This is a genomic window from Nitrospinota bacterium, assembly GCA_016235255.1.
Lineage (GTDB): Bacteria > Nitrospinota_A > UBA7883 > UBA7883 > JACRLM01 > JACRLM01.
On record JACRLM010000020.1, the window covers coordinates 1 to 15,504 of the forward strand.

At 58.0% G+C, this 15,504-nt stretch carries 18 protein-coding genes and 1 pseudogene; 10 read left to right on the top strand and 9 right to left on the bottom strand.

Annotated elements, in window-relative coordinates; all coding sequences use genetic code 11:
• Positions 1 to 123: 123 nt before the first annotated feature.
• From HZB29_02180 to ypdA, 10 genes and pseudogenes are all read left to right on the top strand, one after another.
• Complete coding sequence (locus HZB29_02180; GenBank protein MBI5814401.1) at positions 124 to 702, top strand: histidine kinase; 579 nt, start codon at positions 124 to 126, stop codon at positions 700 to 702.
• On the top strand, positions 699 to 1,442 hold the full coding sequence (locus HZB29_02185; GenBank protein ID MBI5814402.1) for a response regulator transcription factor: 744 nt from the start codon (positions 699 to 701) through the stop codon (positions 1,440 to 1,442). Before HZB29_02180 ends, HZB29_02185 begins: the two co-directional genes overlap by 4 nt.
• Positions 1,443 to 1,637: 195 nt before the next feature.
• Positions 1,638 to 1,805, top strand: a complete 168-nt coding sequence (locus tag HZB29_02190; protein ID MBI5814403.1) for a hypothetical protein — start codon at positions 1,638 to 1,640, stop codon at positions 1,803 to 1,805.
• A gap of 13 nt (positions 1,806 to 1,818) precedes the next feature.
• Positions 1,819 to 2,349, top strand: a complete 531-nt coding sequence (locus HZB29_02195) for a cytochrome C oxidase subunit II (GenBank protein ID MBI5814404.1) — start codon at positions 1,819 to 1,821, stop codon at positions 2,347 to 2,349.
• A 13-nt stretch (positions 2,350 to 2,362) separates the two neighbouring features.
• Positions 2,363 to 4,030: pseudogene (locus HZB29_02200) on the top strand (cbb3-type cytochrome c oxidase subunit I).
• 13 nt (positions 4,031 to 4,043) lie between these two features.
• Positions 4,044 to 4,940 carry an SCO family protein gene (locus tag HZB29_02205; protein ID MBI5814405.1) on the top strand — a complete coding sequence of 299 codons (897 nt, stop codon included), beginning with the start codon at positions 4,044 to 4,046 and terminating at the stop codon, positions 4,938 to 4,940.
• A gap of 5 nt (positions 4,941 to 4,945) precedes the next feature.
• Complete coding sequence (locus tag HZB29_02210) at positions 4,946 to 6,607, top strand: cytochrome b N-terminal domain-containing protein (GenBank protein MBI5814406.1); 1,662 nt, start codon at positions 4,946 to 4,948, stop codon at positions 6,605 to 6,607.
• Entirely contained in the window at positions 6,607 to 7,131 is a 525-nt protein-coding gene (locus HZB29_02215; protein ID MBI5814407.1) for a hypothetical protein, read from the top strand. Before HZB29_02210 ends, HZB29_02215 begins: the two co-directional genes overlap by 1 nt.
• Positions 7,118 to 7,654 carry a hypothetical protein gene (locus HZB29_02220; GenBank protein ID MBI5814408.1) on the top strand — a complete coding sequence of 179 codons (537 nt, stop codon included), beginning with the start codon at positions 7,118 to 7,120 and terminating at the stop codon, positions 7,652 to 7,654. Before HZB29_02215 ends, HZB29_02220 begins: the two co-directional genes overlap by 14 nt.
• Positions 7,655 to 7,906: 252 nt before the next feature.
• Positions 7,907 to 8,887: a YpdA family putative bacillithiol disulfide reductase gene (ypdA, locus tag HZB29_02225; GenBank protein ID MBI5814409.1), complete on the top strand. Its 981-nt coding sequence runs from the start codon at positions 7,907 to 7,909 to the stop codon at positions 8,885 to 8,887.
• Here the strand turns inward: ypdA and HZB29_02230 are convergent.
• From HZB29_02230 to HZB29_02270, 9 genes are all read right to left on the bottom strand, one after another.
• Complete coding sequence (locus HZB29_02230; protein MBI5814410.1) at positions 8,884 to 10,179, bottom strand: hypothetical protein; 1,296 nt, start codon at positions 10,177 to 10,179, stop codon at positions 8,884 to 8,886. The genes ypdA and HZB29_02230 overlap by 4 nt on opposite strands.
• A 16-nt stretch (positions 10,180 to 10,195) precedes the next feature.
• Positions 10,196 to 10,546 (bottom strand): TraR/DksA family transcriptional regulator, encoded by a 351-nt coding sequence (locus tag HZB29_02235; protein ID MBI5814411.1) that lies wholly within the window; start codon positions 10,544 to 10,546, stop codon positions 10,196 to 10,198.
• 32 nt (positions 10,547 to 10,578) lie between these two features.
• Positions 10,579 to 10,926, bottom strand: coding sequence for a ribosome silencing factor (gene rsfS / locus HZB29_02240; GenBank protein ID MBI5814412.1), 348 nt, complete (start codon positions 10,924 to 10,926; stop codon positions 10,579 to 10,581).
• Between the two features lie 32 nt (positions 10,927 to 10,958).
• A complete protein-coding gene (locus tag HZB29_02245) occupies positions 10,959 to 11,645 on the bottom strand; it encodes a nicotinate-nucleotide adenylyltransferase (GenBank protein ID MBI5814413.1) in 687 nt (228 codons plus the stop codon).
• Between the two features lie 56 nt (positions 11,646 to 11,701).
• Positions 11,702 to 12,982, bottom strand: a complete 1,281-nt coding sequence (locus HZB29_02250) for a glutamate-5-semialdehyde dehydrogenase (protein ID MBI5814414.1) — start codon at positions 12,980 to 12,982, stop codon at positions 11,702 to 11,704.
• Positions 12,983 to 12,985: 3 nt separating this feature from the next.
• Positions 12,986 to 13,789, bottom strand: coding sequence for a 4-hydroxy-tetrahydrodipicolinate reductase (locus HZB29_02255; protein MBI5814415.1), 804 nt, complete (start codon positions 13,787 to 13,789; stop codon positions 12,986 to 12,988).
• Positions 13,790 to 13,815: 26 nt separating this feature from the next.
• Positions 13,816 to 14,709, bottom strand: coding sequence for a 4-hydroxy-tetrahydrodipicolinate synthase (locus HZB29_02260; protein ID MBI5814416.1), 894 nt, complete (start codon positions 14,707 to 14,709; stop codon positions 13,816 to 13,818).
• Positions 14,710 to 14,758: 49 nt separating this feature from the next.
• Positions 14,759 to 15,082, bottom strand: coding sequence for a nucleotidyltransferase domain-containing protein (locus HZB29_02265; GenBank protein MBI5814417.1), 324 nt, complete (start codon positions 15,080 to 15,082; stop codon positions 14,759 to 14,761).
• A partial coding sequence (locus HZB29_02270; protein ID MBI5814418.1) for a HEPN domain-containing protein occupies positions 15,061 to 15,504 on the bottom strand: 444 nt, incomplete at its 5' end. The genes HZB29_02270 and HZB29_02265, both read right to left, overlap by 22 nt.

Genomic DNA, 15,504 nt, shown 5'->3' on the forward strand with positions numbered 1-15,504 from the left:
AAGGGCGCGGTGATAAGTCATATGCGGCGTGTCCAGAAATCACCGGACCTGGTGATATCGTACTTCAACGGCGAAACGACGAAATACGCGGCTTGATACATATATAATAATGTCTATATTATTATGAGACGGTTAATAAAGACCCTGCAGGCCCAGATCGAACCTCATTTCCTGTATAACACCCTGGCCAATGTCCACAGCCTGATAGAGACCGACCCGAATACCGCCTCGGCCATGCTGGAGAATTTCATAAAATACCTGCGTTCGTCCCTGGCCCGCAGCCGCGACACGGAAGTTTCGCTAAAACAGGAGGTGGAGCTTCTGCGCGCCTATCTGGACATCCAGAAGGTCCGTTTAAGCGGCAGGCTGGAATACTCCATCCATGTGGACGATGGTCTGATGACTTTCCCTCTCCCTCCCATGCTCCTGCAACCGCTGGTGGAGAACGCCGTCAAGCACGGAGTGGAGCCGAAAATCAGGGGGGGCAAAATAGAGGTCACCGCCAGGGAGGAGAACGGGCATGTCCGGCTGACCGTCGCCGACAACGGTATAGGATTCACCTCCGGCGTGGCCGATGGATTTGGGCTGGTGAACGTCCGGTCGCGGGTGAACTCGCTGTACGCGGAACGCGGGCGGTTTTCGCTTTGCGGCGGGCCGGACGGCGGGGTGACCGCGGAAATAATCGTTCCGAGGGAAAAATGACGCGGGCATTGATCGCCGAGGACGAGAAGGAACTGCGCGGGCATCTTGCGCGGACCCTCAAAAAGCTGTGGCCGGAGCTGGAAATTTGCGCCATGGCAGGGAACGGGGCGGAGGCGCTGGCGATGTTTGAAGAACATAAGCCGGACATCGCATTCCTGGACATCCGCATGCCCGGCAAATCGGGGATGGAAATCGCCCGGCGGATGAACGGCTGCCATATCGTCTTCGTCACCGCATACGACCAGTACGCTGTGGAAGCGTTCGAACAATACGCTGTTGACTACATTCTCAAACCGGTGACGGAAGAACGGCTTGAAAAGACCGTGTCAAGGCTCAAGACTGCGGCGAAAGGTAATTCGGATATTTTCGCCCAGGCCATAGAACAGGTGGCCGCAAGGCTGGCCGCTCCCAAAAGCTGGCTGCAGTGGGTGCGGGCGCAGTCCGGAGCATCGGTGCGCATGATCCATGTGGACGACGTCGTATATTTCCGTTCGGAGGACAAATACACCGTGGTGCGCCTTGCGGACGGGGAGGCGCTTATCAGAAGCCCGCTAAAAACCATGGAAGCGGAGCTGGATCCGGGACTGTTCTGGCGCGTCCACCGCAACGCCATCATCAACATACGATGGGTGGAAAGCGCCACCCGCATGCCGTCCGGCGCGCTTTCCCTGAAGCTCAAATGCGTGGCGGGGCATATAACCGCAAGCAGGCAATACGCGCATCTTTTCCACCAGATGTGACCAGTCTTTCCGCGCACCGCCCCGGGTAACGCCGTATGTCCCCCGCTATGACTTTAATCATACTTTAGCGCTCCCGTAAGGCGTACATTAAATACATGAATTAGCGTTCCCAGGCCACTATCCATTGTGGTGGCCGCCGCCAGGCGGACATGGGAGCGACAGGGGTCTCTTCCACTCTTAAACAGGGAGGGTATTATGGCGCCGGATGAAAAAGTGGACAAACCTGTATCGGGCTGGCAACTGTTCTTTGACGACGTTTTCCTGCTGTTCTTTCTGAGCGCTGCAATCATGTTCATCTCTTACACAGTCTGGGGCCTGATAGAGATCAGCAGCGTCCAATATTCAACCTTGGTCGGTAAATAGGGGGGGGTGGATCATGAGCCTGACTTCGCCGGAAAAACACTGGTGGGACTCGCCGCTCCACCGGGACGAAAAGATATGGATAACATTGGCGCTTATCTGGTGCATGTTCCTCACGGGGTTCATGCCGTACTGGCACCTCACCGGGGAGCAGAACGCCTCCTCGCGCTACGCCAAGATGTATGCCGCCGATTTTGAGAGGCTGACGGACGCGTTCATTGAAAAATACAAGGTCGGGGAGGAAAAGGGGATCCCTGTGGTGGCGCCTCCCGCCGGGGCGGACATCTTCCTTCGCTCCCGCCAATGGTCGTGGGACCCGATCCTCAAGCTTAAAACTGGCAAGCAGTACAACCTTCACCTGTCGTCGGTGGACGTGAACCACGGGCTTTCCGTGTTCCCGATGAACTTCAACTTCCAGGTGGTGCCAGGGTATGACAACTGGCTTTTGATAACCCCGACCAAGGCCGGGGAATACACGATAATCTGCAACGAATTCTGCGGCATCGGCCATCACACGATGATCGGCAGGATTTACGTTGAATCCTGAAGGGAGACGGATCATGGTCACACAAGCGGCTGACTTCAGGACATGCCCCACCACGGGGCTGAAGGTCCACCTGCCGGCGGAACTTCTGATAAAGGTGAACGCGGTCACGGCCATAGTGTTCCTGCTCGTCGGGGGGATACTTGGCCTTTTGATGGCCCTCACCAGGTGGCAGGCGGTGCATATCCTCAACGACGAGTGGTTTTACCGGCTCCTTACGCTCCACGGCATAGCGATGCTGGTGGCGTGGATAATCTTTTTCGAGATGGCGATACTGTATTTCTGCGCGGCGATCCTGCTGAACAGCAGGCTGGCTGCGCCATGGGCGGGGTGGCTGCAATACGGCCTCATGTTAGTGGGGGCGGCAATGGCGGCGGTGGAGATCGTCATCGGCAACGCGGACGTGATGTTCACTTCCTACGTGCCCCTGAAGGCGGACCAGTTCTATTACCTGGGGGTGATCCTGTTCGCGGTGGGGGCCATCGTCGGCTGCGTGGTGTTCTTCGCCACGCTGATGATCGCCAAGAGGGACAAGACCTATGAAGGCTCCGTCCCATTGGTGGTGTACGGAGCGACGGCGGCGGCCATCATCGCCATCATAACGCTGGCCCACGGCGCCATGACCATGATACCCACGTGGCTGTGGGCGTTGGGGGTGGTCCCGATGATGGACGCGGAGACATACCGGCTGCTGTTCTGGGGCTTCGGCCATTCCAGCCAGCAGATCAACGTGTGCGCAATGGTGGCGGTGTGGTATGGGCTGGGCGCGCTGACAGTGGGCGCCAAGCCTGTGAACGAAAAGGTGTCGCGCATCGCCTTCGCGCTGTACATTTTCTTCATTGATATCGCGTCCGAGCACCATCTGCTCACGGACCCGGGCCTTTCAGCCGCGCATAAAAGCTGGAACACCGGCTACTTCATGCACATGGCGGTGCTGGCCAGCATGATCCACGCGTATTCCGTCCCGGCGGCCATTGAAGTGGGCCTGCGCAAGAAGGGATACACCAAGGGGCTGTTCGAATGGCTCAAGAAAGCGCCGTGGGGCGATCCGTCTTTCTCGGCGCTGGCGCTTTCCATCGTGGGCTTCGGGTTCCTTGGCGGCATAACCGGCGTCATAATGGGAACGGAGCAGCTTTCCATACTGTTCCATAACACGCTGTACGCGCCGGGGCATTTCCACGGAACGGTGGTGGCCGGCACCACGCTGGCTTTCATGGGGCTCACATACAAACTGCTGCCTCTCATATTCAGGCGGGAGCTGGCGTTCGCCGGGCTGGCCAAGGCGCAACCTTTCGTTTACGGGCTCGGGCTTTACGTCTTCTGCCTTACGATGATGTGGGCCGGGACATTCGGTGTTTCGCGCAGGCAGTGGGACATGACAGGATCATTGGCGCCGTTCCAGGTGAACTTCGGCGCCATGGCCGATCTGGGTGTGGCCATAATGGGCATTTCCGGCGTGGTCGTGTCCATCGGCGGGGCCATGTTCGTCATCGTGGCGGTGGGGACGCTGCTGCTGGGCAAGAAGATAAACGCGTAACAGGGAGGACATTCCATGTCAGAGGAAGAAAGACCCGAACACCAGCCCAAGGGGACGTTCGTGATCATCATGATCTTTTTCGCCACCTTTGTGGTGTACTACTTCATGAACTGGAAGTTCCTTTCGGAAATCTGGAAGCTGGGTTAAAGGCGCGGAGGGAATGATGTGTCCGGTTCAGCAAAAGCCACGGGGGGCATTAAACCGCCTCCCGTGGCCGTTGGCCGCGTTGCTCATCGCCATGGCCTGCGTCACGCTTTCCGGCGATTCAGGAGCGGCGACGCCAAAGGTGGATCCCGTCCTTGCGCGGTCGGAAGGGGCGCTTGGCAGGACGATGGGCAACTACCGCCTGCTGGATCATGACGGCGAGTATTTCCCGCTCTACAAGTTAAAAGGCTCGCCGATCCTGATAAGCTTTATGTATATTGACTGCAACGGCCCATGCCACCTTATCAACCAGAGCATAAAGAACCTGCGGGGGCGGATCGATCCATCGGTGATGGGAAAGATGACAGTCCTGTCCATCACGCTGGACACGCAGAGCGATTCGCCGGCCCGGCTCAAAGAATACGGTTTCGGATTCTCCAACGGCGCGGACAACTGGATTTTCGCCACGGCGGACAGGGAAACGGTGGACATGATCGTTAAGGACCTGGGATTCGACTATAACAAAGCCGTGAACGGGTTCGACCATATGAACAGGCTCACCCTCATCGGGCCGGACGGGGTGGTGTTGCGGCATTTTTACGGTGTTGATTACGATCCGAAGGAAGTTGAAAGCGCGGCGCGGGCCGCCATCTCCGGTTCTTTTGTGATAACCAGCAGGCTTGCCGGAGCGTTCAACTCCATCATGCTCTCCTGCTCGGCCTACGATCCGTTGACGAAAACCTACAAGCTTTCGGGCTTTCTTGTGGTCCAGTGGGCTTTGCAGTACCTTCTGGTGTTCGGGACGCTCGGCTACTATTTCAGGGGAGTTCCGCGCAAACTCATATCATCGCTTTTTCACTCGCACCCGGGGGGACACGAGCGAAACCTGGCCGCGCTCAAAGAAGCGCCTTAACTGCAATGGACGTGCAAAGCGGCAAACCATCTCCGGTGGCGCGGGAAAAGGCCGGTTCGCGCAAATTCATACCGTGGATTTTAAGGCCGGGCAACATTATCCTGATAAAAGTCCAGGAATGGCTCAACAGGATTTTCACCCCTTCGCTCAATCCTTTTTATTTTCTGGGCGCGGTCTCTTTTTTCCTTCTCTGGATAGTCATCGCAACGGGGGTCTATCTGTGGTGGTTTTACGTCCCCACGTCGGACGGGGCGTACGAGTCGGTGCGTACCATCTCCGAAAAACAGTTCCACATAGGCGGGCTCATCCGCTCCCTGCACCGGTACGCCTCCGACGGGCTTGTGATAGTCATTTTCCTGCACATGCTGCAGGTGCTCTTCTCGGACAGGTTCCGAAAGTACAGATGGGTGGCGTGGGTGTCGGGGGTGGCGATACTGCTCCCTGTCTGGATAGAGGGGACCACCGGCTATTTCCTGGTGTGGGACAAAAGAGGGCAGATGATCGCCCAGCTCACGGCGGAGTGGATAGACGCCATCCCTGTAATAGTCGAGCCTGTGTCCCGCTCGTTCCTGACGGAAGGGTCGTTGCGCTACATCATCTTTTTCGTGATCCTGTACCTTCACATGACGCTCACCGGCGGCCTGCTGGCGCTGGCGTGGATACATTGCGTCCGGATCGCAAAGCCTCTGATCAATCCCCCAAAGCAAGTCGGCGTTGTCATTATGACGGGGCTTGTGGCCTTATCGCTGATCAAACCGGCCACCAGCATGGCCCCGGCTGATCTGGGATCGCTGTTCGGGACCGTGGAGATGGACTGGTTTTACTTCATCCCTTATTACCTTATGAGCAGGTTTGCGATTCCAGCTTCCGGGATGTGGCTCATCGGCGGCGGATTACTGGCCATTCTGGCCGCCATGCCGTGGATTATAAGGGAGGGGCGCAAACGGCGCGGGGCCGGAGATCCAACCCCCGCCCTGCCGCAGGGGAAGATCGAGGTGGACACCGGTAAATGCCGCGGATGCTCTTTGTGCTTTGAAGCGTGCCCGTTCGAGGCGGTGAACATAGAGCCCCGGACCGACGGGGCGCCGTATGACATGCAGGTGAGCGTGTCTCCGGAGAGATGCGCCGAATGCGGGTTCTGCGTGACGGCGTGCGAGTTCTCCGCGGTGACCATGGACGGCTGGAGCAAAAGCTCGCTTCAGGACAAAATCGTGGCCCTCATGGCGCCTGCCGCGGATGGCGGCGCAAAATCCACCGGTCTTGTGTTCATGTGTGAGCGGAGCATTGATTTTGACGGGGTGCTGACGGAAGACGGCAGGGGGCTCGTGTCCGTGGATGGCGCCGCCGTTATGGTGATCCCGTGCATCGGGATCATCAGCCCGATAATAGTGGACCATTGCCACAAGGCCGGTGCAAAGGGAGTCGTGGTGGTGGGATGCAGGGGGCTGGACTGCCATTACCGCGAGGCGCGCCGCCGGATAAAGGACTCCGTCAATCCTTATCCGTCCACATTCCTTGTAGAGGAGATGAAAGACCGCTTCCTAAAGGTGTTCCTGGTGTCGCCCCTGGAGGTGGCCAAGCTTATGATGGACATCGAGAAGTTTTTCGACAGCGTCAAAGACCCGTCACAGGACGAGCCGGGACCGGATGAAAGGAGCGGCGGATAATGAGGGAACACAGGCTTTCGCTGGCCGGGGCGGTGATCCTTTTGGCTCCGATGGCGCTGATATATTATTTCTCCACCATGCCGGCGCACACTTTCAGCGCGGATAATGAGGCCGCGCTGGTCATCTCTTTAAAAAAAGTGACTCAACGGGAACACATGTGCGATGAGGCGGAACTGAATGCTTTCAGGGAAAAAGCCGGACAAAAGCAAAAGCATATGAGGCGGCCGGACACGGAATGCGGGAGCCGGAGCAGGGTATCGCTCGGGCTGAAAGTATGGGTGGACGGCGCGGCGGTGATGTCGCGTGAAATCCATCCAAACGGAATTAACAGGGACATGCCTGTGTATGTTCATGAGAAGCTGGAGGTGACGGCCGGAAAACATACGATCAAAGTGGAAATGCGTGATTCGAACAGGCCCGCCGGCGAATTCGATTACACTTACGGCATGGTGATAAATATTGAGCCCGGCGGCGTGGCCGTGCTGAGTTTCAGAGGGGAGGACGGCGGCTTTGTCATACTTTAAATATCTGGCAGCATTGGCGGCGCTAATCATTTTCGCGGGAACGCTGCCTGCCATGGCGTTGGCGGACGCAGGATCGTTCGATTTTCACGGTTTCAAGCTGGGAATGACGCTGGAAGAGGCCCGGAAGGCAAAACCGGAAATTCTTGTGGACGAATCAAAGACCGCCAATGGATTCGTGGCCGGCTATAGCGCCTATTTCCATGGATTGACCCTCCGGTTCACTTCGCCCAAGTTGGGTTCACGGCTTTTTTTCGTCCAGGAGACAAAAAACTACGACACTCCTCAAAATCCGGAGCCGATTTACACCTATATGCGGCTCAAATACGGAAATCCCGATTACGCCGGATCGGGGATGTTCAGCGTCAACGCCTTCTGGGGTAGCCCGTACAACAAGGGGAAAAGCCTGAACTTCGAGCTTACTATCAAAGGGGTCAGGAAAAATTTCCCGCTGGTGATCACTCTCAAGGACGCCGATCTGGAAAAGAAAAACCTGGCTGTCATCAAGCAGGCCATGGGCAAATGACCGGGGGGACGGTGAAAACCTCGCCAATAAAAGAAGACCTTTGCACAACTGGCATATCGTCGCGAAAACCACCATTCCCTTGAGGGGAGGGGTTTGGGGAGGGTGCTGGAAAAAGGCGTTCAAGACCGTGGTCAGGCGGCCACTCCAATGTAACGCCGCCATTCTGGCGGCAATTGCCGAGCGGAAATCCATCGCCACAAGCTTTCCTTGCCCCTCCGCCCCATCCGCCATAGAATTGTCCCTCTATATGGAGTGACGCTTTTGCTCGACTATCTTATCATCGGCGCGGGACCCGCTGGGCTGGCCTGCGCCATAGAGGCGGCGAAAAAGGGGGCTTCGTACCTTGTTGTGGACAAGGGTTGCCTGGTCAACTCCATCTTCCATTTCCCGGCGGACATCACATTTTTCTCCACCCCCGACCTGCTTCAAATCGCCGATCTCGTGTTCGTCTCCCCTTCGTTCCGCCCAAGCCGCGTCGAAGTTTTAAAGTACTACGCCGCCGTGGCGGATCATTACGCCCTGAACATAAACACTTTCGAGAAGGTGGAGGAGGTTACGAAAACGGACGGCGTTTTCCACGTCCGCACTATAACCGCCGCCAGCGAGTGGAAGGATTACAAGGCGGCCAAAGTTATCTTCGCCACCGGGTATTATGACAACCCGAACATGCTTAAAGTCCCGGGGGAGCATATGCCCCACGTTTCGCATTATTACGGCGAGGCGCACCCGTTCCGGGGCAGGGATGTGGCGGTGATCGGCGCGAAGAACTCGGCGGTGGAGGCGGCCCTTTCGTTCTGGCGGGCGGGGGCGCGGGTGACGATTATCCATCGCGGCCCGGCCATTTCGGATTCGGTGAAATACTGGGTGCGGCCCGACATCGAAAAAAGGGTGGAGACGGGGCAGATAAAGGCGATGTTCAACACCGCCGTCACTTTCATTTCATCAAAGAGCGTGACGGCGCAAAACAGCGCCACCGGAGAATCCATGGAAATCGCCGCCGATTTTGTTTTCGCCCTCACAGGCTATCATCCGGACACGGGTCTGTTGCAATCGTGCGGGGTGGACATTGACGAGATAACGCAAGCTCCGCAATGCGATCCGGCGACGCTGGAGACGAACGTGCCGGGCCTTTATGTGGCAGGCTCCATCGTGGCGGGCGTGAACAACAACAAGATTTTTATCGAGAACAGCCGGGAGCACGGAAAGATGATCGTGCGCGAGGGATCAGCCTAGTACATCACCGCCGAAAGGGTGTTCCACCCGCCGCACTTCGGGCATTTCCCCTCGTATTGAACGGCCACATGCCCGCACGATGAGCAGGAGAAATGGAACAGGCTCTCTGATTCCATTTTGTACGCCTCGTCCAGCGATTTGACCGCCCAGTCCACGTTGCGTTCCCCCGCGCGGATTTTCCCCTCTATAAGGTGATAGATCGCCGTGTCCGCGTATTTGCCTTCCAGCTTTTCCATCTCACGCCGCGCCTCCGGAAATTTTCCGGATCGCATGTGAACATCCGCCAAAAACAGCCGCAGGATATCCTCCGCCGGCGACGACTCCAGCCCCCAGCCGATCATCCCGGCGGCTTTGTCCCCTTCCCCCGCCTCCGTAAGCGCGTCCACCAGCGCCTTGAGAAGGATCACGGAACGGGTGGCCTTATAACCTTTCTCCAGAGTCCTGGCCATCTCCTTATGATCCCCGGTGAACTCCTGCAGTCCGGACAGCTTCAGGTACGCGGGGATGAAGCCCCCGTCGTTCAGGAGCGCCCCTTTGAGCCCCTCTTTGGCCTCTTCGAGCAGTCCCTTGTTCTCCGACGCCAGCGCAGATTCGTACATCAGCGCCGCCAGCATGCTCCGCTCCTCCACCGCTTTATCGGAAGTGGAAAGCGCCGCGATGTCCTTTTGCGCCTCCAGCGCCCCCTGGATGTCCCCGGCCTTTAGCAGGAGCTCCCTTATCCGCTCAAGCGGGGCGATTGCCCGGCCCGCCTTGATCCGCGCCTCGCGCAGCAACGCAAGGGCCGCATAGCTCTGTCCGCTGGCGGTGTAGTCCTGCGCAAGTTCCATGAGCGCTGTTACATTGTCCGAAGCGGCGGCGCGCGCCATTGAATGCAGCCGCACCGCCTCCTCGATGTCCCCATCCTCCCGTTTGATTGCGCCAAGGGAGATCATGGCCGGGACATGGCCGGGATTGTGGGCCAGAGTCTTTAAGAAAAGCTTTTCGGCCCCGCGCCTGTCTCCGGTATTGAGCCTGTCTTGCCCGTCCTCGTAAAGCTCCCGGGCGCGGCGATCCCTTTTCCTGATCGCGTTGCGCTTCATCACGCCGAAGGATTCGGCCACGGCGTCATACAGGTAAAGGATGAACACCGACACCACCCCGGTGAAAAACGACGCGAGCATCGGCACGGACACCGGCGTTTCGAACGAATGGCCCGGATAAAGGGTGAAATTGATGGAAGTGGAATTGTAGAACGTGAGGTACAGGAACGCTGTCAGGACCGTGGCGAGAAGTACGGTCAGCCTTATTGGCATGGCAACCTGCGGAAGGTCAAACCTCCTTCTCCATCTTCTCCTTGCATTTGACGCAATGCGTGGCGAAAGGCAGAAGCTCCAGCCGTTTTCCCGGGATGTCCTCGCCGCACTCGGAGCACTTGCCGTACTCGCCGGACTCTATCCTGTCGAGCGCCTCGGCGATCTGCACAAGGGTGTTGTGGTTCTTGTCGGATAACTCCAGCATGATGCGCCGGTTGACCGCGCGGCTGGCGTCGTCGTTGATGTCCGGCAGTTCCCCGCCGAACTCCTCCGAGGACGATTCCACCGCCCGCTCGAAGTCCCCCATTATCTTCCGCTGCATGTCCGCCAATGTCTCGCGGAATTTTTCAAGCTCTCTTTTTTCCATGGTCCGTTTCTATTAAATCAGGAGGTCTTGGCCTATTTGCCATTGAGCTTTAAAGGCTCCGCGTCTCCCCAGAGCCTGTCCAACCCGTAATATTCCCTCGTCTCTTCCGTGAACACGTGCACGATAACGTCGCCCGCGTCTATCAGCGCCCACCGGGCGTTCTGATAGCCCTCCACGTGATAGCCTTTCTGCCCGGCGTCCCGCAACGCGTCCTCCACCGCCGAAACGATGGTCTGCGCGTGCTGGCGCGAGGTGGCGCCCGCTATCAAAAAAACATCGGCCACATCAGACAGGCCGCGCACGTCCAAAACCGAGACTTCCAGCGCCTTTTTGGACAGCGCCGAATTATAGCACAACGAAGCTTTTTCTTTTAACGTCATATCCACGGCGCTTTGGGCGCCAACTTTCTCCTTTACCCGGGCTTGTCCTGATTGTACAACCCTTCACTTCTAAGATACCTCTCCACAGCTTCCGGCACAAGATACTTTATCGGCCTGCCGGAGGCCATCCTCCTCCTGATGTCCGAAGAAGATATGTCCAGCGGCGTGATCCGCACGATCCTTATGGTGGAGGGCGCCCCTTCCACTCCTATGGTCTCCAGCGTCCCGTCCACGCTGCGCCCAAGTTCGATGAACTTCAGGTTTTTGTACTTCACCGACGCCACCCCCTGCAGCACGTCCATCAGCGCCGAGGAGTCGTAACCGGGGCGGCTGACAACGATAAAATTCACCGTCTTTAAAAGCGCCAGCGCGGAGTTCCAGGACCCCACGTCCTCCATGGCGTCTTGGCCGAGGATAAAATGAACGTCGCCGCCGTACATCTCGCGGAAAGTGCGCATGGTGTCTATCGTGTAACAGGGGCCGGGCCTGTCCACCTCCACGCGGCTGGCGGTGAAATCGGGATTGCTTTCCAGGGCAAGCTCCACCATGCGGAAACGGTGGCCCGCGTCCAGCAGTGAGCCATCGTCCTTTAACGGGTGCCGCCCGGCCACCACGAAATGAACCTGGGAAAGGCCAGTTTTGAACGCCACTTCACTGGCCGCCGCCAGATGCCCGAGGTGGACCGGGTTAAACGATCCGCCAAACACTCCGATCTTCATGGGAGCTCCGCCGCAAACAGGCGTTTATCTATAATGATTATTGTACTCCGGAAGGGCTATTGGCGCACCTGCCCATCGCCGTACACGATGAACTTAAGTGACGTAAGTTCCACAAGCCCCATGGGCCCGCGGGCATGAAGCTTCTGGGTGGATATGCCCACCTCCGCGCCGAGCCCGAACTGCCCGCCGTCGTTGAACCTCGTCGATGCGTTCACCATCACCGCCGACGAGTCCACCTTGCGCAAAAACTCCTGGGCCGTCCGGTAGTCGTTTGTGATTATCGCCTCGGTATGGCCGGAGCCGTATTTTGCGATATGGTCGAGCGCCTCGTCGAAACTTTTGACGACGCGAACGGCCAGGATAAGGTCGAGATACTCCTCGCCCCAATCTTCCTCCGCGGCCTGTTTGGCCGAAGGAATGATTTTCCGCGTCCTCTCGCAGCCGCGCAATTCCACCTTGGCCTCCCCAAGCGTTTTCGCAATCATAGGCAGGAATTTGTCCGCCACGGCCTCATGCACAAGCAGCGTCTCCGCCGCGTTGCACACGCCGGGGCGCTGGACTTTGGAGTTGAACAATATTTTGTCCGCCATCGCAAGGTCCGCCGCGCGGTCCACATACACGTGGCACACCCCCTTGTCGTGTTTGATCACGGGGATAAGAGAGTTCTCCGTGACGAACCTTATAAGTTCGTATCCGCCCCGGGGGATGATTATGTCTATATGCTTTTCCATTTTCAGCATCGCCAGCACCGCCTCCCGGTCCGTCATGGGAATAAGCTGGATGGCGTTTTCGGGAATCCCCGCATCACAGGCAGTGGCCGAAAGGATCTCCGCGATGGCGCGGTTTGAATGGATCGCCTCCGAGCCGCCGCGCAGAACCACCGCGTTGCCAGATTTCAGGCAAAGCGCCGCCGTGTCCGCCGTCACGTTTGGGCGGGACTCGTAAATGATTCCCACAACGCCGAGAGGGACGCGCATGCGCCCCACCATTATGCCGTTTGGCCGGCGTTTCATCTCTGTCACTTCCCCCACGGGGTCGGGGAGCGCCGCCACTTCGATCAGTCCGTCCGCCATCGCCTTGATCCGCTTCTCGTCCAGCTTGAGCCTGTCGAGCATGGCTTTGGTAAGGCCGTTATCCGCCCCTTGGGCCATGTCCTTTGCGTTGGCGGAGATTATCTTGCCGCTCTGATCAACAAGAGCCTTGGCCATGGCCGTAAGCGCGTTGTTCTTCACCACGGTGGAAACGTCCGCCAGCGGACGTGAAGCCTTGCGGGCGTTTTGCGCGATGGTCTCCACCGCTTCGAATATGGACGCCGCCGCCGCGTTTTGTGATGTCATATTTTACTTCAACCCCAAAACGTCCTGCATGTCGTATATTCCGTTGGGCTGCTTTACTATCCACATGGCCGCGCGCACGGCGCCCATGGCGAAGTTGTCGCGCGACCAGGCCCTGTGGGTAAGCTCCACCCGCTCGCCCGTCCCGGCGAACATCACGGTATGCTCCCCCACCACGTCGCCGCCGCGAAGAGTCATCACGCCGATCTCCTCGGGCTTTCGTTTGCCGATCTGCCCCTCGCGGCCGAAAACGCCCACCTTCTTCAAGTCCCTCCCCACGGCCCCGGCGGCGATCTCCGCCAGCTTCACGGCGGTGCCGGAGGGGGAGTCCACCTTCTGGTTATGGTGCATCTCGAACATCTCTATGTCGTACGTCTGCCCCATGATCCGCGCCGCGTCCCGCACGAGCTTGAAAAGCACGTTCACCCCGACGCTCATGTTCGGGGCGATCACCGCACGGCAGCTCTTGGCCATGGACTCGAAAGTCTTCCAGTGCTCCTCATTAAATCCCGTGGTGCCGATCACGATGGCCTTGCCCGCCTCGGCCGCGATATGGAAGTGGTCCAGCGAGGCGGCCGGGACGGAAAAATCTATGACCGCGTCGCATCCGGCGATGATCTCCTTCAGGCTCGTGGATATTGCCGCGCCCTTATGGCCGATACCAGCCACGTCCCCCACGTCCTGCCCGGCAAAGGGGCTTCCCGGCGCCTCCGTGCCGCCAGCCAACACGGCGCCATCGGTGTCCTCTATCACGTTCACTATCCTGCGCCCCATCTTGCCGGCGCAGCCTGTCACCACTATTTTCGCCATCGCGTTTATCTCTCCTTGCGTTTGCTTCAGGCCCGCGCGGCCTCTTCGGCCAGCAGTCCGCACTTTTGCATCACAGTCTGCAGCCGTTCCCTGTTCGCCTGCCCCATTTGGCATAGCGGCAGGCGGAACTCCTCCCGTATCCTCCCCATCATGGCCAGCGCCGTTTTCACCGGGATCGGGTTTGTCTCGTAGAACATGGAGTTCATCAGGTCCCACATCGAATAATGTATCTCGCGGGCCGCGCCAAAGTCCCCGGCCAGCGCCGCCGCCGTCAACGCCGCGATCTTGTCCGGCACAACGTTCGCCGCCACCGAGATCACTCCCTTGGCCCCGATGGACATCATGGGCAGCGTCAGCCCGTCGTCGCCGGAGAGCACGGAGAAATCGGAGCTCGTGCGCGAGATGATCTCGGATGTATAAGCAAGATCGCCGCATGCGTCCTTTAATCCCACGATATTCGGGTGGGTGGCCAGCCTTGCCATGGTGGAGGTCTCTATCTTCCCTCCCGTCCTGCCGGGGATGTTGTACACGATCTGGGGGATGTCCACCGCGTCGGCTATCGCCATGTAATGCCGGTACAGCCCTTCCTGCGTCGGCTTGTTGTAATACGGATTGACCAGTAGCACCGCGTCCGCCCCGGCCTTTTTTGCGTGGGCGGTCAGGTCTATCGCCTCGTCCGTGGAGTTTGAGCCCGTCCCCGCCATCACCGGAATGCGCTTGTTGGCCGCTTTCACGCAGATTTCGACAACCTTGTGATGCTCCTCGTGCGACAGGGTGGGCGATTCCCCGGTGGTGCCGACGGCCACGATGCCGTTGGTCCCCTTTTCCACGTGCCAGTTCACAAGGTCCGCCAGGGCGGCCTCGTCAACCGCGTTATTGTTAAACGGCGTTACGACAGCGACCCAAGAGCCGGAAAACATGATGGACTCCCGAAAATGTTACATGGAAGAATTATAGCACCAAGGCGGGTCAAATGGAGATGACTTGGCCCTCACGGCGGGCCACTTCCACTATCAGGCTGGAATCGTCCTCTATCCACATCCTGTCGCCGCACGGAATCGGCTCTATCCTGATGTCGCTATTTATCGTGGTGGCCCAAAGCTTGTCAACTTCTTCCCTTTCGAATTTGCCGTCAAAGCGCGGAGACACCACCAGCAGGTCTATATCGCTCCATTCATGTTCCTCGCCTCGGGCGAACGAACCGAAAAGTACGCCGAAACGGACTTCCATGCCCCCATCGTTGAGGTCGCGCAGGTATTTCCTGATGTTTTCTACAACAGCCGCGTCAGCCATCGGAAAATCTCCTCCGCTTTCTTGAAATAAATGGCGGCCTGCTCTTTTGTCGGCGGAGGCTGCAATTCCTCCGCGTATCTTCCTTCAATATTGAAGCCGTTGATAATATTGAAATCGGCTTTTTGCTGGCCGGTAAGTTCGATGCCGGCCAACTCCGCCAACTTGATTATATTGTGGCTTTTGGGCGGAATGTCATTGGTGAATTTGCATACATGCGCCTTTAATATTTTTTCCAACGCAAGATGGACAAAAAACAGGCCGTGACGGTTCCTGCCGCCGCTTATATTAACCGTCTCATAATAGTATTGACATAAGTGGATATATGCGTTACGCTGTAGTCCATGAAGAATACAGATGGGCGCGGGCTTGATAGTAAGACATTGACGCAGTTGCGCAAGCGGGCTGTGGCCTGTGTGCAGAGC

Excerpts from the sequence above, each read along its gene's own strand:
- HZB29_02260 (MBI5814416.1), bottom strand. The coding sequence starts at position 14,709 with ATGTTTTCCGGCTCTTGGGTCGCTGTCGTAACGCCGTTTAACAATAAC.
- HZB29_02195 (MBI5814404.1), top strand. The coding sequence starts at position 1,819 with ATGAGCCTGACTTCGCCGGAAAAACACTGGTGGGACTCGCCGCTCCAC.
- HZB29_02180 (MBI5814401.1), top strand. The coding sequence starts at position 124 with ATGAGACGGTTAATAAAGACCCTGCAGGCCCAGATCGAACCTCATTTC.
- HZB29_02265 (MBI5814417.1), bottom strand. The coding sequence starts at position 15,082 with ATGGCTGACGCGGCTGTTGTAGAAAACATCAGGAAATACCTGCGCGAC.
- HZB29_02250 (MBI5814414.1), bottom strand. The coding sequence starts at position 12,982 with ATGACATCACAAAACGCGGCGGCGGCGTCCATATTCGAAGCGGTGGAG.
- HZB29_02230 (MBI5814410.1), bottom strand. The coding sequence starts at position 10,179 with ATGCCAATAAGGCTGACCGTACTTCTCGCCACGGTCCTGACAGCGTTC.
- HZB29_02210 (MBI5814406.1), top strand. The coding sequence starts at position 4,946 with ATGGACGTGCAAAGCGGCAAACCATCTCCGGTGGCGCGGGAAAAGGCC.
- HZB29_02205 (MBI5814405.1), top strand. The coding sequence starts at position 4,044 with ATGATGTGTCCGGTTCAGCAAAAGCCACGGGGGGCATTAAACCGCCTC.
- HZB29_02235 (MBI5814411.1), bottom strand. The coding sequence starts at position 10,546 with ATGGAAAAAAGAGAGCTTGAAAAATTCCGCGAGACATTGGCGGACATG.
- HZB29_02215 (MBI5814407.1), top strand. The coding sequence starts at position 6,607 with ATGAGGGAACACAGGCTTTCGCTGGCCGGGGCGGTGATCCTTTTGGCT.
- HZB29_02245 (MBI5814413.1), bottom strand. The coding sequence starts at position 11,645 with ATGAAGATCGGAGTGTTTGGCGGATCGTTTAACCCGGTCCACCTCGGG.
- rsfS (MBI5814412.1), bottom strand. The coding sequence starts at position 10,926 with ATGACGTTAAAAGAAAAAGCTTCGTTGTGCTATAATTCGGCGCTGTCC.
- HZB29_02255 (MBI5814415.1), bottom strand. The coding sequence starts at position 13,789 with ATGGCGAAAATAGTGGTGACAGGCTGCGCCGGCAAGATGGGGCGCAGG.
- HZB29_02190 (MBI5814403.1), top strand. The coding sequence starts at position 1,638 with ATGGCGCCGGATGAAAAAGTGGACAAACCTGTATCGGGCTGGCAACTG.
- HZB29_02185 (MBI5814402.1), top strand. The coding sequence starts at position 699 with ATGACGCGGGCATTGATCGCCGAGGACGAGAAGGAACTGCGCGGGCAT.